This is a genomic window from Streptosporangium lutulentum (assembly GCF_030811455.1).
Taxonomy (GTDB): Bacteria; Actinomycetota; Actinomycetes; order Streptosporangiales; family Streptosporangiaceae; genus Streptosporangium; species Streptosporangium lutulentum.
The window spans coordinates 6,845,076-6,864,399 of the sequence record NZ_JAUSQU010000001.1; the positions used below are offsets into that span (position 1 = coordinate 6,845,076).

Consider the following 19,324-nt stretch of genomic DNA (forward strand, 5'->3'; position numbering starts at 1 on the left):
ACCGTGGGATGATCTATTTTCCCTACGCTTCTGTCATGGACCCCTTTGATCCCATTAATAACTTTGTGCGATCTGTGTCTGAACCCGCCTTCGCATACGCACTCGGACACGCCAGTTTCTTTCTCTTGACGACTCTGATCGCTTTGCTACTTATCTTCGGCAGCTACTACCTGCGGAATCGTCGCGCAGACGTGCCCAGACCTTTCGCGGCCCGCGCCCTTCGGACTTCCTTTTTCGTCCTCGGCTCCATGGTTCTCATCCGAGTCACCTATTTCTCGGTCGTTCACGGAGGAGTCCATGACGTACTTGACATCCAGGTCAAGGCAGGGATAGGCCTGATGATCGGCGCACTCGTATGCGCGATACTCGAAAAGCGGCCCGAAACAGAACCTGCCTCCGGCGGGGGCGCTCGGCTCCGGGATGATCGCCAGGAGCAGGAACCCGGCTCGTAGGTGGCTGGGGTGGAACCCGGATCTTCCCGTCTGCCACGTCCCAGGCGAGCCCAACATCTCGACTCCTCCGGATCAAGGCCGTCTGTGACCGTTGGCATCCCATGGCCGAAGAACGTCTACCGGTTGACGTACACGCGAAGACGACCTTGATCCTCCGTCTCCGGGCTGTTGCCCCTCCGGGGTGGGACGAGGCGCACGGGAAGATCCGGCGAGCGGGATGCGTGCGTCCGCACGGAGATCTCAGGCCGTGCCACTCGCGTGCCCGTAAGGCCGGGGAACAAGGGGGAATCACAGGAACTCACAAACCGCCTCTCACCTGCACCGCAGCAGGTCAGGGAGCCGCGTACCGAACTGGTGGTCACGCATGGAGCAGGATGTGCTGATCAAGTGCGTCGCAGCAGACATCGAATCCACTGCGCCGGGGGCATTCGACCTCCCTGGACCGCGGACAGTAGTAGATGTCCGCGCAGCCGCAATCAAAGAACTCGGGCAGGGGGTCGGGAAGACCGTTCATGATCATGGACATGTGCCGAGGATCCCCTGTTACGAGGTAGAGCCGAGGCGACCGCCGGGCCATTGGCGGGCCGTTGACCAGGATGACGAGGGGTCGACCACGGTCACTCACGACCGGGTGTCAATGTGAGGTCTCGGGACATGCTTAACCGGTCGTTCTCAGGACACGCTTGACGATTGCGCGGCACCATGTTCACCCGGAATGGTGGTCGGATCGAACTCCGCACGGGTGGCGATCGTGGATCAACAGGCGTTGGTGGAGTACCGGTATCGAGCGGTGCGCGAGGTGCTGGCCGGTTCGCCGATCGGGGAGGTTGCGGCCCGGTACGGGACCTCACGCCAATCGGTGCACACCTGGCGGCAGCGCTTTCAGCAGGAAGGCATGCCCGGGCTGGCCGACCGCTCGCGGCGGCCCCGCACCAGTCCGACCCGGCTGTCGGCCGAGATCGAGGCGCTGATCTGTGAGATGCGGCGCCGGCATCCGCGCTGGGGCGCCCAGCGGATTGCACACGAGCTCGGCGCATGCGATCTGGAGCGGGTGCCGGGCCAGGCCACGGTGCACCGGGTGCTGGCCCGGAACGGGCTCGTCACCGCCCAGCAGCAAGAGCACAAGCGCACCTGGCGGCGCTGGCAGCGTGAGGCGCCGATGCAGCTGTGGCAGCTTGACCTGGTCGGTGGGGTGCCGCTGGCCGATGGCCGGGAATGCAAGCTGGTCACCGGCATCGACGACCACTCCCGGTTCGTGGTGATCGCCGCCGTGGTGGCGGTCCCGTCCGGGCGCGCGGTGTGTGCGGCGTTCACCGCGGCGATGCGCCGCTACGGCGTTCCGTTCGAGGTGCTCAGCGACAACGGTAAGCAATTCACCGGCCAGCACATCCGCCCGCAGCCGGTCGAGGTGCTGTTCGAACGGGTGTGCCGGGAAAACGGCATCATGCAGCGGCTGACCAAACCCCGCTCGCCGACCACCACCGGCAAGATCGAGCGGTTCCACAAGACCCTGCGCCAGGAACTGCTCGACCACGTGGCACCGTTTGAATCACCGGACGCAGCCCAGGAGGCCATCGATGCCTGGGTGCACACCTACAACCACGCCCGGCCGCACCAGGCGCTGAACATGGCCACCCCGGCAAGCGTGTTCCGTCCGCACGGACCCACCCGCGACGACGCCTTGTCCGCCGCCTCTGCTGAACCCCACCCCGAGCCGACGCCGGCACCGCAGCCGATGATGATCGAGGTCGCCGAGCCGCCCGTTGCGCCATCACCGGCCGCGGCGGTGGAGTTCGACATCCGCGTCCCGCCCAGCGGGGAACTCAGCCTGGTGCCCGGCAAACAGCGCGTCGGGGTGAGCCAGGGCCTGGCCGGTCGAACCCTGACCATCTGGGCGGATCTGCGCAGCATCCACCTGCTGTTGGAGGGGCATCTGGTGCGCACCGTCGCCTCCCGGCTGCTGCCCGAGGATCTGGCCTACCTGGCCATGCGCGGTGCCCGCCCGGCCGGAGCCGAACCCGCCACGGCGGCACTGCCGCGCCTCAACGGTCGGCCGGTGCTGGCGGCGGGCCAGGCGGTGGAGGTGGATCGCAAGGTCCACCGCGATGGCCATGTCCTGATCGCCGGCATCAAGTGCCAGGTCGCCTTCGCGCTGGCCGGACGCTCGGTCACGCTGCGGCTGGACGGTCACCTGATGCATGCCATCGCCGATGGCGCTCTGGTCGGCACGTGGCCCTGCCCGATCAGCACCGACCGGCTGACCAGCCTTGCTGGAGCGCGAGCGGCGTCAGCGCCGCTGCCGCCGCCTCCGCTACCGGCAGGGTCAATCCGAGCGCAGCGGCGTGTCCACGCCAGCGGCCGGATCATGGTCGCGAAACAGGCCATCAAGCTCGGGTCGCGTCACGCTGGCAAGCTCGTCACCGTCGTCATCGAAGACACTCATTTCCGGATCCTGCACGGTGAGGAAGAGATCGCCGTCAGGCCGCGCAAGGACCTCACGCCCATCACCCGGCTCTATGTCCGTGGCGTGAACACCCAGCCGAGCTGACGTCAACCATGTCCTGAAACCAAAGCGTCAAGGATGTCCTGAGACCTCACATCGACACCGGGCCGACACCCAGGCCAGCCGCCCTACGAGGCGTGATCGATGTACGTCCCAAGCTGACAGCGCGGGTTCGATTCCCGTCACCCGCTCCACACTCGAAGGCCCCGATCAGGATGTACATCCCGACCTGGGCCTTCGTTGTTTTCGGAGCCGATTCTCACTCACGTGCCAGGCTCATACCACATCAATTGATCTTGCCCTCGACAAGGGGCGGATCATCTCCGTCGGCGTCTTTCGAAGGTTCAGCGTCTTTCGGAGGTTCGCCGTTCGGTACGGGCTCGGCTGCGGGGCGGTCGTAGATCCCGACGGCCCACTCGCCTGGTTGTTCGCCGACCTCGGCCGTCAGACGTTCGCGCACTTCGGGGCTCCCCAGCGCGCTGGACTGGGCCCTCTCGTCACACCCTTTCGACTCCAGGATCGGTTTGCAGCCCGTGACGGCTTTCGCCACCTCTCTGACCGGGGCGTCCGCCGGAAAGACCCAGACCTGCAGGGACTGCGGACGCTTCAGCCAGTTGGAGGGCGCCGAAAGCCGGTCGTGGTGTCCGCCCACCGAACCGTCGCACCGTCCGATCGCACCGCCCGATTCGCCACCCTTGAGCTGATGTGAGATGACAACCCAAGCTCGAGGATCGTCGCAGACCACCTTGTACCCGGTGAAGAAACTGCTCGGAGTGAAGGTCACCGTCCGGGCGACACCCTCTGTCTCGAACCGCTGGGAGTGGATGAGGGAGAGATCAAATTTATTGGCTCCCAACACCACGGGAAACGTTTCGGGGAGCTTCGGTCCGGGATCCACCCGGGCCGAGTCCACAGGACGTTGGGCGACCATCGTCTCGACCACCCCGGATGGCCCGGTCAGCAGGCCGCTCACCGGTCCGACGGCGATAACGGCGAAGGCCACCGCTGCCCCGGCCGTCACCGCCCGCCGAATACGGCGCGTGCGGTGGCCCCGCTTTACGATCGCGTCGAGATGAACGGACGGTCCGTGGGCCCGTTCCCGGCCCTGCTCGGTCAGGAGCTTTCGCAGATCACCCTCGGTGTGCCTCATCGCTAAACCCTCTCCAGCTTCATGGTCTGCATGTCCGGATCGACTCGAAGACGGGTGAGGGCCCGGCTGAGCTGACGCTTCACCGCCCCCAGTGAGCACCCAACGATGTCCGCGACCTGGGCGAGCGTCCGTCCCTCGAAGTAGTGCAGAACGATCACCGCACGTTGGCGCGGGGAAAGTGTGCCGATCGCGCTCCACAACACGGCCTGATCGTCTACCTCGGCGGCCGTGTCGCGTGGATCGGCCGTCTCAGGGATACTCGCGGCCGGCACCTCCCCGCGCCAGCGCCTTCGCCACCATGAGGCGTGGGTGTTCACGATGATCCGATAGACGTATGGGTCGGGGTTGCCCTCGACCCGCCGCCAGGCAAGCCAGGCTTTCGACAGTGCGGTCTGCACTAAATCCTCGGCTGTGCCCCAATCCTGGGTGAGGAGATATGCCATCCGACACAGCCGTAAGCGCCGGTGCGCCACATACTCGGCGAATCCGTCGTCCATCCATCATCTCCGTTTCGTTGTTCCCGGCGATGACTACCGTCCGGGGGACGCATTCGGATGACAGGTGTCCCGTACCAAGATGACCCATGGGAAAAGGAGGAGGAGAGAAGCGCGATGGGGCTCCGCCTCAGACCCCGGCCGACCGTCGGCCGTCATCCGGGGTAAGGGGGAACCGGTCGGGAGGACTTCCTCTGCCGGAGCCGGCTCTTTCTCTCGCGGTTCGCGCACCGCGTCTTCCAAGGTTTCCCGAACATCGAGATAACCCATCGTGCCGGGCAGCTCAAAAAGACGGTGAGGACGGCCTCCAGGAGGAAGAGCCACCGTCAAACGCCCGCCACGTGCGGACTGCGTCCGTCTTTGATCGTCGGTATTCGCGGCGAGGCCGGAGCGGGCGTCGATGACGGCGGCCCGCCGTTCACAGCGGCAGTCAGGCGGGCTGGGCCTGGGTCAGCTCCACCAGCTTGGTGACGGTGTTCCAGTTGCGGCTGGTGGCGATGACACCATTGGCAGGCACGGATCTCGTCAGGGCTTCCGCGAGCTTGGAGCGGCCCAGGCCGTCCGGAGCGTAGAGGTAGAGCGCACGGTCGCCGAGCCGGAACTCTTCGGGGAGGTACCTCGCCGCGTCGAAGGACGCCAAGCGCGACGCGGCGACCGGCTCGGAGAAGTACGTGACGTGCAGTTGCTTACCTTCAAGCGAAGCCGCAGGAAACGGGCAGGTGTCGACCACCGCCTTCAGATACGCGTGATCACGCACCAGGACGTCGACGCCGAAACCGAAGTGCTTCTCGATGGCCTGCTCCAGCTGCGCCGCGAGCGCCTGCTCATCGCCCAGGGCACTGGTGAAGACGGCATTGCCGCTCTGCAGATAGGTGCGTACGTCGCCGTGGCCGAGCTCGGTGAGCAGCGCTCGCAGTTCGGCCATCGGGACCTTCTTGTGGCCGCTCACGTTGATGCCCCGAAGGAGCGCCGCGTACGCCTTCGTCGTCATCCCCACACATTACTGGTGATCAAAGGTTGGCGTTGTCCGGAAAACTCCTGTTCTCCGAGACCGGAGTCATGATCACAGGTGATGTCGAGCTTTCGGGTTCGGCACTGCGACGAACACCCGTCCGGCACCGTTCGGGGTCGGACGGTAAGCCCTCGACCGTGGCCGGGATGGTCCCGATGAGGAAGAGGTCCTGGTAGCCCCCAGCTCAGAGGTCCGGTGAACCCGAGTGGTCACCGTACCGGACAACGCGACCGCGAGACGCCCTAGTGCGGATCGACCGGTGTCAGGACACCCGCGTTGGCCTCGATCAGCGCGCCGGCGTCGAGCAGCGCGGACTCGTCGAATCGTCGGGCCAGCAACTGCACCCCGACCGGCAGGCCGTCGGCGACTCCGGTCGGTACGGACAGCGCCGGAAAGCCGAGTACGGGAATCGCCATCATCGAATACTGGATCGCCGCGAGCTCGCACATGCTTTCAGGCGTGACGATGTCCCGGTCCCATTCGAATGCCTGTTCGGCAGAGGTCGGCATGAGGATGATCGGATAATCCTCGAGGAACTGTTGCAACTGGCTGATGAGCGTGCCACGCCGGGCCCAAGCGGCGAGGCACTCGTCGAGTGTCGGCTCGGCGCCCCACCATTGCTCGGCGACCGCATAGCAGTGCGCGACGATTCGCTGCAGTCCGATGTCACCGACCTGGCCGACCAGCGGCAGCATCGGACGGAAGTCCTGCATGCAAAGCAGGTACCAGAGCCGGTAGGCCTCCTCGAGCAGAGGCAGTTCGATCTCTTCGACCTCGTAGCCCGCGGCCGCCAGCCAGCCGGCGGCCGAGTCGACGGCGTCGTCCACCGCTTGGATGTTCGTGCTGACGCCGTTACGGCGAAGCACGCCGACCCTGCGCGGTTGACGTGCCGGCGAAGGGGACGGGACGGTGTGAAGCGAGAGGGGATCGCGAGGATCGAAGGACGACATCGCGTCGAGGGCGAGCCGTACGTCCTCGACGGTGCGGGCCAGCGGGCCTTGGACCGCCATGAGCTGCATGGACAGCGAGTCGTCGACGTCGGGCGGCACCATGCGTCCCGGAACGCGGCCTACCGTCGGGCGCAGGCCGACCACCCCACACGCATAGGCGGGATACCGGAGCGAGCCCCCGATGTCGTTCCCCTGGGCGATGGGAACCATGCCGCTCGCGACAGCGGCCGCCGCTCCTCCGCTGGAGCCGCCGGGCGTCCTGGTGGAGTCCCACGGGTTGGAGGTCCGGCCGAACAGGTCGTTCTCCGTGAACCAGCGATAGGAGAGAGTGGGCGCGTTGCTGCGTCCGACGAAGATGCCTCCCGCGCTGCGCAGAAGCCGGGCTTGCGGGCTGTCGTCGGTCGCGATCGCGTCGGCGAAAGCCACGACGCCGTTGCTGGTCGCGAAGCCTTCCTGGTCACTGTTGATCTTTAGTGAGGTCGGCACTCCGTGTAGCGGCCCGAGGGCCATGCCGGCCGCCACCATGTCATCGGCTACCTGGGCGGCCTCGACCGCCTCATCGAAGGACAGGTCCACGAGCGCGTTGATCCGTGGATTCACCTCGCCGATGCGCTTGACGCAGTTGTCGAGGACTTCGCGGGCCGACACCTCTTTGGCTCTGATCGCCCGTGCCAGATGGGTGGCCGACCAGCGCCAGAACTCGTCAGACGTCGGTAGATGCGGATCGGGTCGCATATCGTGCCCTTTCGTGTGCAGGCTGAGCGTGGACGGAAAGATCGGGCTTTATCTCGGCAGCTGAGCGCGTTCGTCTGCGCGCCCGAGGCGCCGCCCACGCTGAAAAGGGAACGGACGTCCTGATCAGCTTGGTCAGGACAAGCCGCCGCGCCGCAGGATGCCATCCACCCGAGAGACTCGAGGGAGTCGAGTGGGGAGCCGAGCGCCGCGACGAACTGATTCGTCAGGTCGCGCCGACGGTCGAGCGGTCGCCGGCCGGGCTCGCCCTCTTGAGGGATCCGCACGGCTTGCGCGGCATGGATGCCGTCGACGGGACGCGGGTTGAACCGGCTCTGAACCGACTGGATCGCCACTCCGGACAGTCGCGCATGCGCCAATGCCTCCGTACCCGTACCGGGGCCACCACCGTCTGAGCGTGCGGCGGCACGAGGGCGATGACCGACTACCGCAGCGACCATATTCATTATATTCAAAATGGTCAAGGGTCGACAGGGGGACGTAATGACGACCCATGCGGGTACGCGTCGAGCGACCGGTCGAGAAGCCGGCGACGTCCATGACCAGGACCGACTCGATCATCGTCGGGCCGCGGAGCCCGGTCGCCGACCAGGCCAACAACAGGCCATTGACGCCAATCAATATGATGAATATGGTGAAAACGATGAATGAGCAAGATGGCCCGGTAACCGCGTCGCGACCCACGCCCAGGCGGGCGGCGTCGCCGTCCCTCCTAGCCGGCCTCGCAGGACGCCTGTCCGCCGCGCGTACCAAGCGAGAGCCGATTCCGCCGCTGCAGGACCCCGATGTCCCGCTGACCATTGATGACGCCTACGCGATCCAGCAACATCAGCTTGATCAGTGGATAGCGTCCGGCTCGCGTTTACTCGGGCACAAGGTCGGGTTGACCAGCGCCTCGATGCAACGCCAGCTCGGCGTCGAGCAACCCGATTTCGGCAACCTCATGGATGACATGTTCTTCCCGGAGAACGTGGCCATACCGGCGCGGCGATTTCTGCAGCCCCGGATCGAGCCGGAAATCGCCTTCGTTCTCAGTCGGCCGCTGCGCGGCCCGGGAGTGACCGTCGCCGAGGCGATCCGGGCGGTCGAGTACGTCGTGCCCGCGCTCGAACTGATCGACTCGCGCATCGCCGACTGGAAGATCGGCATCGTCGACACGATCGCGGACAACGCGTCCTCGGGCGGTGTCGTGCTGGGTAGCCGGCCGGTGCGGCTGGATCAGATCGACTTGCGTCTCGCCGGCTGCGTACTGCACCGCAACGGCGAGCTCGCCGGAACCGGTGCCGGTGGGGCGGTCCTCGGATCACCGATCAACGCGCTGGTCTGGCTGGCGAACGTCCTGGGCGAGCGTGGTGTCGAACTCGGCGCCGGCGAGGTCGTGCTGCCCGGCTCCATGACCGCCGCCATTCCCTTCAACCCAGGTGACGTCGTCACGTCCACCGTCGCCGGACTGGGCAGCGTCACCGCTCGGATGGGAGATCTCGCATGACCGCCACCGCGGCGATCGTCGGGTCGGGCAACATCGGCACCGACCTCATGTTCAAGCTCTTGCGGCGCAGTGACGTGCTCACGCCGCGCTGGATGATCGGCGTCGACCCGGCGTCGGACGGTCTCGCTCGCGCCAAGCGGCTCGGGCTGGAGACCAGTGCCGAAGGTGTCGACTGGCTGCTCAGACAGGACGAACTGCCGGACATCGTCTTCGAGGCGACGAGCGCCAAGGCACACCTCGCGAACGCGCCGAGGTACGCCGAGGCCGGCATCACCGCCGTGGACCTCACGCCGGCGGCCGTCGGGCCGTACGTCTGCCCACCGGTGAACCTGGACCTGAACCTGGACGCGCCGAACATCAACCTGATCACCTGCGGTGGACAGGCGACCACGCCGATGGTCGCGGCGATCAGCCGGGTGGCCCCGGTCGAGTACGCCGAGATCGTCGCCTCGATCGCGTCCAAGTCGGCCGGGCCCGGAACCCGCGCGAACATCGACGAGTTCACCGAGACGACCGCGGAGGCGCTGTCGGCCGTCGGCGGGGCGAAGCGCGGAAAGGCGATCATCGTCCTGAACCCCGTCGAGCCGCCGATGATCATGCGTAACACGGTGTTCTGCTCGATCCCGGCCGAGGCGGCCGAACCCGGCGACGTCCAGACCGCGATCCTCGAGTCGATCCACACCATGGCCGACAAGGTGCGCGAGTACGTCCCGGGCTACCGCCTCAAGGCGGATCCACAGTTCGACGCGCCGCGCGACACCTGGAACGGCATGGCTCGCGTGGCCGTCTTCCTGGAAGTGAAGGGCCGCGGCGACTACCTGCCGGACTACGCCGGCAACCTCGACATCATCACTGCCGCGGCCGCCCGCATCGGCGAGCTCCTCGTCGAGCACAAGGCCGCGACCGCCATTGCAGGAGGTGCATCGGCATGACGGAAATCCAGCGGAAGGTCCGGATCACCGACTCGACGCTGCGTGACGGCAGTCACGCCATGCGTCACCGGTTCACCGAGGGGCAGGTCCGCGGCATCGTGTCGGCGCTGGACACCGCCGGGGTGCAGGTGATCGAGGTGTCGCACGGCGACGGCCTGGGTGGGTCGTCGTTCAATTACGGCTTCTCCGGCACCGACGAGTTCGCGCTGATCAAGGCGGCCGTCGACGAAGCCGAGCAGGCCCGCATCGCGGTGCTGCTGCTGCCCGGCGTGGGAACGATCCACGACCTGAAGCACGCACACGACTGCGGCGCGCAGGTCGCCCGTATCGCCACTCACTGCACCGAGGCGGACGTGTCGATCCAGCATTTCGCCGCGGCCCGCGACCTGGGCATGGAGACGGTCGGTTTCCTCATGCTCTCGCACCGCCTGGGGCCTGAGGAACTGGCCAGGCAGGCGCGCGTCATGGTCGACGCCGGTGCGCAGTGCGTCTACGTCGTCGACTCCGCCGGCGCCCTCATCCTCGGCGACGCGCAGGAGCGGATCAAGGCCTTGTACGCCGAGATCGGCCACCAGGCCCAGGTCGGCTTCCACGGCCACCAGAACCTGTCGCTGGGCGTGGCCAACTCGGTGCTCGCGGCGCAGAACGGCGCGCTGCAGATCGACGGCGCGCTGTGCGCCCTCGGCGCGGGCGCGGGCAACGCGCCCACCGAGGTCGTGGCCGCGACGTTCGAACGGCTCGGCATAGCGACCGACGTCGACGTGCAGCGGGTCATGCAGGCGGCCGAGGACGTGGTCAAGCCGATGCTGCCGCGGCTGCCGTGGATGGACCGCGCCGCGATCACCCAGGGGCACGCCGGCGTCTACTCCTCGTTCCTGCTGCACGCGGAGCGAGCGGAGGAGCGGTACGGAGTGCCCGCGCACGAGCTCTTGCAACGGGTCGGCGAGCTCGGATACGTCGGCGGCCAGGAGGACATGATCATCGACGTGGCCCTGTCCATCCTGGAAGAGCGCGAGACGGCCGGGAGCGCGCGATGAGCACCTGGACCGTCGACCGCGCGGCCACCACGCTGCTGGCGTGCGAGGACGAGCGCACCGACCGCGAGCCGATCACCGACCAGTGGCCCGACCTCGACCTGCGTACCGCGTACGAGATCCAGGACGAGACGCTGCGCCGCCGCCTCGCCCGCGGCGAGCACCTGGTGGGGGTCAAACTCGGCCTCACGTCGAGGGCCAAGCAGGAGCGGATGAACATCTCCTCGCCGCTGGTCGCCTGGCTGACCGACGCGATGGTGCTGCCGGCCGGCGCCCCGGTCCCGGGCGCGCGGCTGATCCACCCGCGGGTCGAACCGGAGATCGTCTTCCTGATGCGCGAGCGTCTGGCCGGCCCGGGCGTCACAGCGGCGCAGGCCCTCGCGGCCGTCGACCGCGTCTACGCCGGCGCCGAAGTGATCGACTCCCGCTACCGCGACTTCCGCTTCACCCTGCCCGACGTCGTCGCGGACAACGCGTCGTCGGGCGCGTTCCTGGTCGGGGCGATCGGGCTCAGGCCCGAGCAGCTGGACCTGACGCTGGAGGCGGTGCTCGTCGAGATCGACGGCCGTGTCGTCGACTCCGCGACCGGCGCCGCCGTACAGGGCAACCCGGCCGAGGCGCTGGCCCTCGCGGCCAACGACCTCGCGCGGCGCGGCCTGGCGATCGAGGCGGGGCAGCTGGTCCTCACCGGCGGCATGACCGACGCCGTTCCCGCCCCGGCCGGGGCGCGGATCGCCTTCCACTTCAGCAGCCTCGGTTCGATCCACCTGTCCGGAGGCGCGTGATGCCACTCGTCCAGGTCACTCTGCGCGAGGGCCGGTCGCCCGAACAGCTCCGCGCCCTCATCAGCGCGCTCACCACCGCCGTCACCTCGACGGTCGGAGCCCCGAAGGAGGCGGTCCGCGTGATCATCTCCGAGGTGCCGCCGACCCACTGGGCAGCCGGTGACGTCACACTCGCGGAAAGGACACAAGCAGATGGCTGACCTGCCCTTCTTCGGACATGTCATCGACGGGGCCGAGGTTCCCTCGCTCGACGGCGCCCGGTTCCCCTCGATCGACCCCTGGACGCGTGAGCCGTGGGCGGACGTGGCGCTGGGCGGCCAGGCCGACTCCGACCGCGCCGTCGCCGCGGCGCGGAAGGCGTTCGACGAGGGGCCGTGGCCCCGGATGAGCTTCGATGAGCGCGGGGCGATCCTGCACCGTCTCGCCGACCTGATCGAGGAGCACGCGGACGAGCTGGGGCTCGCCGACACTCGCGACATGGGCAAGCCGATCGCCCAGAGCAAGGGCAACGACGTAGCCCGTGCGGCGCACAACTTCCGCTTCTTCGCCGACCACGCGCGCCTGTCGGTCGGCGAGGTGCTGCCGATGGGCGACCGGCACCACACGTACACGCTGTTCCAGCCCGCCGGCGTCGTAGCCGCGATCGCCCCGTGGAACTTCCCGCTCATGCTGGAGACCTGGAAGGTCGCGCCCGCACTCGCGTGGGGCAACACCGTGGTGCTGAAGCCGGCCGAGGACACCCCGACGTCGGCGACGATCCTCGCCCGCCTGGCGATCGAGGCCGGCATGCCCGCCGGCGTGTTCAACGTCGTGCACGGGTACGGCCCCGACTCCGCCGGTCAGGCGCTGACGGAGAACCCGGACGTCGACCGGATCACGTTCACGGGTGAGTCCGGGACCGGGCGGATCATCGCCCGTGCGGGGGCGGCGAACCTCGTCCCGGCCAGCCTGGAACTGGGCGGCAAGGGCGCCAACATCGTCTTCGCGGACGCCGACCTCGACAACGCCGTGGACTGGTCGATCCGCGCGATCTTCACCAACGCCGGCCAGGTCTGCCTGGCCGGGTCCCGGCTCTACGTCGAGCGCTCGGTCTACGACGAATTCCTCGCGCGGTTCGTGACCGCGGCGGAGGCCATGGTCATCGGCGACCCGAAGGAGCCGACGACCCAGTTCGGTCCGCTGGCCGGCGAGGAGCACTACAACAAGGTGCGGTCGTACGTCGAGAGCGTCGAGGCGGAGGGCGGCAAGATCCTCACGGGCGGTCTCGGCGACGGCTGGATCGTTCGGCCCACGGTCGCGGTCGACCTTCCCGACGACTCCAAGCACGTGTGCGAGGAGATCTTCGGGCCGCTTGTCCGGGTCGCGCCGTTCGACACCGAGGACGAGGTCGTCCGGGCCGCCAACGACACCCCGTACGGACTGAACGCGATGGTCTTCAGCGAGAACCTCAGTCGCGCGCACCGTGTCTCGGCGCGGTTGAAGGCGGGGACGGTCTGGGTGAACTGCTTCTTCATCCGCGACCTGCGGGCCCCGTTCGGGGGCGTCGGCGACTCCGGCATGGGGCGCGAAGGCGGCAACTTCAGCCGTGAGTTCTTCACCGAGCCGAAGGCCGTCGTCATGCAGATCGCCCGGAGCTGACAACCGATCCGGAGGCATTGACGCCAATCATTATTATGAATATGTTGCCTGCAACCGGCGGGAACGGACACGGACGGCGTGCGACCGGGAAACGGTTGCCTCAGCCGGGCGTGCGGACGTCCCGCCCGCGACGTCAAAAATCCACTCACTCGACCAGTCTCGATCAGTAAGGAAAGGCATGTCTCCTCACCCCGTTTACACTCCCGCGGCCCCGATGCTCGGCTTCTCGGCCGGCACCCCGTCGCCGCTCTCGCAGGCGGTCGTGCACAACGGCGTCATCTACTGCTCGGGCAGCGGCCCGCTCGACGCCGAGACACTCGAGATCGTCTCGGACGACATCGCGGAGCAGACCCAGAAGGCGCTGACGAATCTGCTCGCGGTCGTCGAGGCCGGCGGCGGCACGAAGTCGTCCATCCTCAAGGTCAACACCCACCTGCGCGACCTCGCCAACTTCGCCGAGTACAACCGCGTTTACCGCGCCTTCTTCGAAGGCGTCGAGTTCATGCCGGCCCGTACGACGACCGAGTCCTCGCCGCCCCGCGCCGGGGTGCTCGTCGAGATCGAGTGCATCGCCGCGGTCGTCTCCGACGAGTGACCCGACCGATGTCGTCAACGCGGCCCGTAACCGGTGGCCGCGTCAGATAGGAGCTTCAGATGTCCAGCGAACCGCTCACCCTTCCCGTCATCGACCTCGACGAGGTCACCCGCCGAATCGAAAGCAGCACCGCTCGGGTCGAGGTCCTGTGGCAGCAGGGGGAGACTCTCGCCTTCGTGGCGCGGGGCCGCGAGTACCGCAGCGAATTCCACATCAATCCGAGCGACGAGATGTCGTACGTGATCCGCGGTGAGATGAACCTGCACTACCTGACGCCGGAGGGCGAGGAGAAGATCGCCACGATCCCGCAGGGATCGATGAACTACACCCCGGCCGGCGTCCCGCATTCGCCGCGTTTTCCGCCGGAAGCCTACATCGTCGTGATGGAGCGGCAGCGCCGCCCGGAGGAGATGGATCGCTTCCAGTGGTTCTGCCCGTCGTGCGGCGAGTTCCTCCACGAGGTCACGTTCCACGTCGGTGACTACTCCGCGGATCCGGTCGGCAAGGCGTACCGGAGCTTCTGGGACGACCTCGACGCGCGCACCTGTGACAAGTGCGGCTCAGTCATGCCCGCCGAGTAGTCAGACACCGAAGGCACTCACCCCCATGATGACTACTGAGCCGAGCCCGATCCTGCGGGCCAGCGGCATCTCGGTCCGCTACGGCCTCGCCACCGCGGTCGCCACGTGTTCGCTCGAGATCGCGCGCGGAAGCTACGTGTGCCTTCTGGGCCGCAACGGCGCCGGAAAGACGAGCCTGGTCAGCGCCCTGGCCGGTGCCCTTCCGCGAGATGGCCGCATGTGGTTCGACGGGCATGAGGTGGCGACGAGCAAGTCCACGTGGTTGGCGCGCAACGGAATGCTGGTCATCCCCGAGGGACGCCACCTGTATCCCAGCCTGACGGTCGAGGACAACCTCGTCCTCGGGGCGTACGCCTGGACCCGCAGCGCCAGGGAGGCGCGCCGGGCCCCCGAGCTGGAACAGGTCTACGACCTGTTCCCCCGCCTGGCCCAGCGCAAGCGGCAACTGGCCGGGACGATGTCCGGCGGTGAGCAGCAGATGGTGGCGCTCGGCCGGGCGCTGATGGGACGCCCGCGGCTGTTGATGTTGGACGAGCCCTCGCTGGGCCTGAGCGAGGCGATGATCGAGAAGACGTACGAGGTGTTGCGCGACCTGCGGGCGACCGGATTGAGCGTACTGCTCGTCGAGGAGAGCCCGCACCGCGCACTCGAACTGTGCGACGTCGGCATCGTCATGTCCTCGGGATCGATCATCGCCGAGCGGCCCACCGCGGAGCTGCTGGCTCCGGGCGTCCTCGAGTCTTATTACCTCGGAACGAAAGCCGCCTGACCATGACGACGTTCCTGCAGCTCATAGTGTCCGGGATCATCTCAGGCGCCGGCTTCGGTCTGTTCGCGCTGGCCCTCTCGCTGGTCTACCGGGTCACCAACGTCATCAACCTGGCCTTCGGCGAGATCGCGATGGTCGGCGTGCTCGGGGCCGTTTTCCTGCACGACCACGGACTGCCGTGGGCGGTCGCGGGAATCGTGATGATCGCGGTGGGCGGTGTCCTCGGTCTGGTCTTCGACCTGCTCGTGACGCGCTCCGGCAGGGCCGGCAAGCTCGGCGGCTCCGACTTCACCCAGAAGTTCCTGCTGACCCTGGCGCTGTCGATCACGCTCCAGGGTGTGGGTCTGCGGATCTTCGGTCGCGACGTGCACACCCTGGCTCCGATTCTGGAAGACAAGGCATGGCGGCTGGGCTCGGTCGCGATCGACCCCAACGGCGTGCTGGTCGTGCTCTTCGGGTTGGCCGTCGTGGCCGCGCTGTGGGTCGCCTTCCGTACGACCCTGGTCGGCAAGGCGATGCTGGCCTGCGGCATCAGCGAGCGCGGCTCGCTGGCCGTCGGGATCAACCTCCGGTCTTTCCGGACCGCGGCCTTCGTCATCGCCTGCGCGATCGCGGCGACGACCGGTGTCCTCATGGGCTCGTCGGTTCCGTTCAGCTACACCAGCGGGTTCTCGATCGCGATCATCGGCCTGGTGGCGGCAAGTCTGGTATCACTCGGCAACCCCATCCTCGGCTTCTTCGGCGGCATCGGTGTGGGCTTGCTGCAGTCAATCGTTGGAGGCTACATGAGTGGTGACTACCAGAGCAGCATCACCATCGCAGTGATGATCGCGGTCATTCTGGTCAAGCCGAGGGCCACGCAGTGGGCAACCTGACTCTTCGCCGTCCGTCCCGTGGCGGCTCCGGCGCCCTCGGTGAATGGGCTCGCCCGCTCGGCCACGGCACGCTCGTGGCCGGATGCGGCGTCATCGCCCTGCTGGCGATGCAGAACAGCTACCTGCTTCCGACCCTCGTCCTGGCCATCGTCTTCTCGATCGTGGTCGTCGGCCTCGACGTGCAGCTCGGCTACGCCCGGCAGCTGGTGTTCTCGCAGCCGGTGTTCATGGCGGTCGGGGCGTACTCGACCGGGTACCTCACCTCCGTCCGGCAGATGGGCACGGTGCCGGCGTTCCTCATCGGGCTGGGCATCTCGCTCGTGCTGGCCGTGGTCGTCGCCCTCGCGGTCAGCCGCGCGCGCGGAATCGCGCTGACGATCGTCACCGTCTTCCTCGTCCTGATCCTCACCAACATCCTGAGCGTGACCAAGTCGCTCGGTGGTACCGACGGCCTGGCGGGCATCCCGGCGGCGGCGATCGGCGGGCACGAGATCTCGACCCCGCTGCAGTTCGGCTGGCTCGCGCTGGTCGTCCTGGTCCTGTGTGTCGGCGTGGCCTCCCGCTTCGTGCACTCGGGTACCGGCGTCGAGGTGGCGCTGGCGGCGGAGAGCGAGGAGGCGGCCCGGGCGTTCGGCGTGCACGTCGCCCGCCGTCGTCTGCTCGTGTTCGTGTTCGCGGCGGCCTGCGCGGACATCGCGGGGTCGCTGTACGCGCAGTCGCAGGGGTTCGTCTCGCCGGACGGGTTCAACATCACGCTCGCGATGAATCTGCTGCTCATGCTGTACCTCGGTGGCAAGCGCTCGGTGATCGGCGGCATCGCCGGGTCCGTGATCCTGACGTTTCTGCCGGTGGTGTTCTCCGGCATCGCCGACTACTTCCTGCTCGTCGAGGGTGCGGCGTTCGTCCTGGTGCTCCTGGTCGCGCCTGACGGCATCGTCGGCCTCGTGAGCACCGGTGTTCGCCGGCTGACCGCCCGGTGGGGCGTACGGTTCGGCCGGGCGCGTCTCTCCGGGGCCGTGACCGGCGAGGAGGCGACGACGCCCGCCCACGCCGCCGCCACGGTGGACACCGTCGTTCATGCGCGCGACCTGACCAAGCGCTACAGCGGCATCACCGCCGTCAACGAGTTGTCCCTGGCGGTGCCGGGGACCGGCATCACCGCCGTGATCGGCCCGAACGGCGCCGGCAAGTCCACGTTCTTCGACCTCATCGCGGGAGCGCAGCGCAGTGATGCGGGAACGCTCCAGTTCCGCGGTGCCGACGTCACCGGCGAGCCCGACTGGCGCCGTGCCCGGATGGGCGTCGCGCGCACGTTCCAGCGAGTACGGCTCGCCGAAGAGCTCAGCGTGCTCGACAACGTCGCGGCCGGTAGCCGTCTCGCGAACAAGGCCGGACTCGTCCGTACCCTCTTCGTCCCGAACCTGACCAGGGCGCGGCGTGCGGCCTGGCAGACGCTTGAGCGGATGGAGCTGTCTCACCTGGCGGCCGTCCGGCCGGGCGAGCTGACCCTGGCGAACCAGCGCATGGTCGAACTCGCCCGCTGCCTGGCCGGAAGCCCGGCGCTGTTGCTCCTCGACGAACCCGCGTCCGGGCTCAGCGACAGTCAGCGGTCTGACCTGGCGCAGGTGTTGAACGCACTCGAGAACGTGCCCGTGCTGATCATCGAGCACGACCTGGATTTCGTCGGAGCACTCACCGACCACGTCGTGGTCGTGGCGCTGGGCGAAACGATCTTCGACGGACGGTTCGACGAACTCGCGGCGGACCGGGGAGTCGCCGACGCGTTCCTGTCGGCCGGCCGGCACAAAGCCAACGGCGAGAGCCGTACCGAGGACGCCGACCGAAGTCTCGAAGCCGCGACGGGGGCACCGACCGGCGACGGGTGACGGTTGACACGGAGAACACCTGGTACAGCGGGCCGCCCGACGTGCGGGCGGCCCGGAAGTCGATGTACCGCAGCTGGTGCGGCATGCCGCCACACCGGTAGGTCGAGCTGCGCCGATAGCGGGCGCACTCACGAAATGAGGTAGTTGAAGTGAAAGTTCGATCTGCTGTTGTCGCGGGTGTGCTCGGTGCCGTGCTCGCGACCAGCCTGACGGCCTGCGGTTCCTCGTCGGCCTCCGACGCCGACTCCGCCGGCGGCTCCGGCTCGGGCGGCGACATCCAGCTGGGCGCCGTCTACTCGCTGACCGGCCCGACCTCGGTGCTGGGTCTGCAGGACAGCGAGGGCGCCAAGGCGGCGGTGAAGTACCTGAACGACAACGGCGGGCTGCTGGGCAAGCAGATCAACCTGACGGTACTGGACGACAAGTCCCAGCCGTCGCTGGCCGTGCAGCTCGTCGGCCAGCTCACGAGCCGCAACCACGTGTCGGCGATCGTCGGCCCGGACGAGCAGACCGCGGTGACGGCCGCCGTGCCGGCCGCCGCCCGGGCCCAAGTGCCGATCATGACGAACGGCGGCAGCTGGCCGGGTCCGCTCAAGGCCGACCAGCAGAAGTGGGGCTGGGCCGCCACCACGCCGACCACGGTGATGATCGACCAGTTCATCGACTACTTCAAGGCCACCGGCGTGAAGAAGGTCGCCATCCTCGGCAACGGTACGTCGTTCTCCGACGCGCTGCCGGCGTACCTGGCCACGAAGACGGACCTGCCGTTCACGGTCGTGGTGAACTCGAAGTTCACCTCGGGGGCCGTCGACGTCTCGCCGCAGGTCCTCCAGGCGGTCAACGCCAAGCCCGACTTCGTCATGTCGTGGATGTCGGGTCCCGACGCGGTGAACGTGGTCAAGACGTTCAAGCGGCTGAACGTGGACGTCCCGCTGGGCATGAACGGCGGCACGACGACACCGAGCTTCGTGGACGCGGCCGGCAAGGACGCCCTGACCGGGGTGATCGCCGGCACCTACTCGGCCCAGCTGTACGACTCGCTGCCGGCGGACACCGCCAACAAGACGCAGGTCAAAGCCTACCTCGACGGTATGGCCGCGGCAGGCCTCGACGCCGCCGGCGGCGCGAGCAACGCGATCATGGGCTGGGAGTCCGTGATGTCGCTCGCCGACGCCATCAAGACGGCCGGCTCCGCCGACTCCGAGAAGATCAACACGGCTCTGGCCGGCCAGCACTTCGTCGGCGCGATGTCGGTGTGGACGCGCACGGCCGACGACCACGCCGGCGCCGAGGGCGGTTACCTCCTCGCCAAGTTCGACGGCAACGAGTGGAAGGGCCTGAGCAACCCCGAATCCTGACCCGGCTCGCGGGACCGGTATCCACCATCGTGGGTATCGGTCCCGGCCCGTTTCACCACTACAGACGA

The 19,324-nt window shown here is 67.7% G+C and carries 18 protein-coding genes; 14 read left to right on the forward strand and 4 right to left on the reverse strand.

Features of this window, described 5'->3' with window-relative positions; genetic code table 11:
• Positions 1-35: 35 nt before the first annotated feature.
• Both J2853_RS30390 and J2853_RS30395 read left to right on the forward strand, forming a co-directional pair.
• The gene (locus J2853_RS30390) at positions 36-452 is read left to right on the forward strand and encodes a hypothetical protein (protein ID WP_307563917.1); all 417 of its coding nucleotides are present in this window, start codon (positions 36-38) and stop codon (positions 450-452) included.
• Positions 453-1,167: 715 nt separating this feature from the next.
• Positions 1,168-3,000 (forward strand): IS481 family transposase, encoded by a 1,833-nt coding sequence (locus J2853_RS30395; RefSeq protein WP_307563919.1) that lies wholly within the window; start codon positions 1,168-1,170, stop codon positions 2,998-3,000.
• 241 nt (positions 3,001-3,241) lie between these two features.
• On the opposite strand, the gene J2853_RS30400 is transcribed toward J2853_RS30395, so the two are convergent.
• From J2853_RS30400 to J2853_RS30415, 4 genes are all read right to left on the reverse strand, one after another.
• Positions 3,242-4,105, reverse strand: coding sequence for a hypothetical protein (locus J2853_RS30400; RefSeq protein ID WP_307563921.1), 864 nt, complete (start codon positions 4,103-4,105; stop codon positions 3,242-3,244).
• Between the two features lie 2 nt (positions 4,106-4,107).
• Positions 4,108-4,602: a SigE family RNA polymerase sigma factor gene (locus tag J2853_RS30405; protein WP_307563923.1), complete on the reverse strand. Its 495-nt coding sequence runs from the start codon at positions 4,600-4,602 to the stop codon at positions 4,108-4,110.
• Between the two features lie 427 nt (positions 4,603-5,029).
• Complete coding sequence (locus J2853_RS30410) at positions 5,030-5,590, reverse strand: DUF1697 domain-containing protein (RefSeq protein ID WP_307563925.1); 561 nt, start codon at positions 5,588-5,590, stop codon at positions 5,030-5,032.
• Between the two features lie 263 nt (positions 5,591-5,853).
• Positions 5,854-7,296 (reverse strand): amidase, encoded by a 1,443-nt coding sequence (locus J2853_RS30415; RefSeq protein WP_307563927.1) that lies wholly within the window; start codon positions 7,294-7,296, stop codon positions 5,854-5,856.
• Between the two features lie 511 nt (positions 7,297-7,807).
• On the opposite strand from J2853_RS30415, the gene J2853_RS30420 reads away from it, so the two are divergent.
• The 12 genes from J2853_RS30420 (at position 7,808) to J2853_RS30475 (ending at position 19,256) form a co-directional block, all read left to right on the forward strand.
• The gene (locus tag J2853_RS30420; protein WP_307563929.1) at positions 7,808-8,803 is read left to right on the forward strand and encodes a 2-keto-4-pentenoate hydratase; all 996 of its coding nucleotides are present in this window, start codon (positions 7,808-7,810) and stop codon (positions 8,801-8,803) included.
• The gene (locus J2853_RS30425; protein ID WP_307563931.1) at positions 8,800-9,735 is read left to right on the forward strand and encodes an acetaldehyde dehydrogenase (acetylating); all 936 of its coding nucleotides are present in this window, start codon (positions 8,800-8,802) and stop codon (positions 9,733-9,735) included. Before J2853_RS30420 ends, J2853_RS30425 begins: the two co-directional genes overlap by 4 nt.
• Positions 9,732-10,772 carry a 4-hydroxy-2-oxovalerate aldolase gene (gene dmpG / locus J2853_RS30430; protein ID WP_307563933.1) on the forward strand — a complete coding sequence of 347 codons (1,041 nt, stop codon included), beginning with the start codon at positions 9,732-9,734 and terminating at the stop codon, positions 10,770-10,772. Before J2853_RS30425 ends, dmpG begins: the two co-directional genes overlap by 4 nt.
• Positions 10,769-11,554 (forward strand): 2-keto-4-pentenoate hydratase, encoded by a 786-nt coding sequence (locus J2853_RS30435; protein ID WP_307563935.1) that lies wholly within the window; start codon positions 10,769-10,771, stop codon positions 11,552-11,554. Before dmpG ends, J2853_RS30435 begins: the two co-directional genes overlap by 4 nt.
• Entirely contained in the window at positions 11,554-11,754 is a 201-nt protein-coding gene (gene thmT, locus J2853_RS30440; RefSeq protein WP_307563936.1) for a 2-hydroxymuconate tautomerase, read from the forward strand. Before J2853_RS30435 ends, thmT begins: the two co-directional genes overlap by 1 nt.
• Positions 11,747-13,192 (forward strand): aldehyde dehydrogenase, encoded by a 1,446-nt coding sequence (locus J2853_RS30445; RefSeq protein ID WP_307563938.1) that lies wholly within the window; start codon positions 11,747-11,749, stop codon positions 13,190-13,192. Before thmT ends, J2853_RS30445 begins: the two co-directional genes overlap by 8 nt.
• Before the next feature lie 178 nt (positions 13,193-13,370).
• Positions 13,371-13,787: a RidA family protein gene (locus J2853_RS30450; RefSeq protein WP_110697420.1), complete on the forward strand. Its 417-nt coding sequence runs from the start codon at positions 13,371-13,373 to the stop codon at positions 13,785-13,787.
• 59 nt (positions 13,788-13,846) lie between these two features.
• Positions 13,847-14,368 (forward strand): 3-hydroxyanthranilate 3,4-dioxygenase, encoded by a 522-nt coding sequence (locus J2853_RS30455; RefSeq protein WP_110697418.1) that lies wholly within the window; start codon positions 13,847-13,849, stop codon positions 14,366-14,368.
• A 25-nt stretch (positions 14,369-14,393) separates the two neighbouring features.
• A complete protein-coding gene (locus J2853_RS30460) occupies positions 14,394-15,137 on the forward strand; it encodes an ABC transporter ATP-binding protein (protein ID WP_307563942.1) in 744 nt (247 codons plus the stop codon).
• Between the two features lie 2 nt (positions 15,138-15,139).
• Positions 15,140-16,012 carry a branched-chain amino acid ABC transporter permease gene (locus J2853_RS30465; protein ID WP_307563943.1) on the forward strand — a complete coding sequence of 291 codons (873 nt, stop codon included), beginning with the start codon at positions 15,140-15,142 and terminating at the stop codon, positions 16,010-16,012.
• Entirely contained in the window at positions 16,000-17,898 is a 1,899-nt protein-coding gene (locus J2853_RS30470; RefSeq protein ID WP_307563945.1) for a branched-chain amino acid ABC transporter ATP-binding protein/permease, read from the forward strand. Before J2853_RS30465 ends, J2853_RS30470 begins: the two co-directional genes overlap by 13 nt.
• 149 nt (positions 17,899-18,047) lie before the next feature.
• Positions 18,048-19,256, forward strand: a complete 1,209-nt coding sequence (locus J2853_RS30475) for an ABC transporter substrate-binding protein (protein ID WP_307563947.1) — start codon at positions 18,048-18,050, stop codon at positions 19,254-19,256.
• Positions 19,257-19,324 lie beyond the last annotated feature (68 nt).

Excerpts from the sequence above, each read along its gene's own strand:
- J2853_RS30410 (WP_307563925.1), bottom strand. The coding sequence starts at position 5,590 with ATGACGACGAAGGCGTACGCGGCGCTCCTTCGGGGCATCAACGTGAGC.
- J2853_RS30450 (WP_110697420.1), top strand. The coding sequence starts at position 13,371 with ATGTCTCCTCACCCCGTTTACACTCCCGCGGCCCCGATGCTCGGCTTC.
- J2853_RS30400 (WP_307563921.1), bottom strand. The coding sequence starts at position 4,105 with ATGAGGCACACCGAGGGTGATCTGCGAAAGCTCCTGACCGAGCAGGGC.
- J2853_RS30405 (WP_307563923.1), bottom strand. The coding sequence starts at position 4,602 with ATGGACGACGGATTCGCCGAGTATGTGGCGCACCGGCGCTTACGGCTG.
- J2853_RS30460 (WP_307563942.1), top strand. The coding sequence starts at position 14,394 with ATGATGACTACTGAGCCGAGCCCGATCCTGCGGGCCAGCGGCATCTCG.
- J2853_RS30395 (WP_307563919.1), top strand. The coding sequence starts at position 1,168 with ATGGTGGTCGGATCGAACTCCGCACGGGTGGCGATCGTGGATCAACAG.
- J2853_RS30465 (WP_307563943.1), top strand. The coding sequence starts at position 15,140 with ATGACGACGTTCCTGCAGCTCATAGTGTCCGGGATCATCTCAGGCGCC.
- J2853_RS30420 (WP_307563929.1), top strand. The coding sequence starts at position 7,808 with ATGCGGGTACGCGTCGAGCGACCGGTCGAGAAGCCGGCGACGTCCATG.
- J2853_RS30455 (WP_110697418.1), top strand. The coding sequence starts at position 13,847 with ATGTCCAGCGAACCGCTCACCCTTCCCGTCATCGACCTCGACGAGGTC.
- J2853_RS30435 (WP_307563935.1), top strand. The coding sequence starts at position 10,769 with ATGAGCACCTGGACCGTCGACCGCGCGGCCACCACGCTGCTGGCGTGC.
- J2853_RS30425 (WP_307563931.1), top strand. The coding sequence starts at position 8,800 with ATGACCGCCACCGCGGCGATCGTCGGGTCGGGCAACATCGGCACCGAC.
- dmpG (WP_307563933.1), top strand. The coding sequence starts at position 9,732 with ATGACGGAAATCCAGCGGAAGGTCCGGATCACCGACTCGACGCTGCGT.
- J2853_RS30445 (WP_307563938.1), top strand. The coding sequence starts at position 11,747 with ATGGCTGACCTGCCCTTCTTCGGACATGTCATCGACGGGGCCGAGGTT.
- thmT (WP_307563936.1), top strand. The coding sequence starts at position 11,554 with ATGCCACTCGTCCAGGTCACTCTGCGCGAGGGCCGGTCGCCCGAACAG.
- J2853_RS30415 (WP_307563927.1), bottom strand. The coding sequence starts at position 7,296 with ATGCGACCCGATCCGCATCTACCGACGTCTGACGAGTTCTGGCGCTGG.
- J2853_RS30390 (WP_307563917.1), top strand. The coding sequence starts at position 36 with ATGGACCCCTTTGATCCCATTAATAACTTTGTGCGATCTGTGTCTGAA.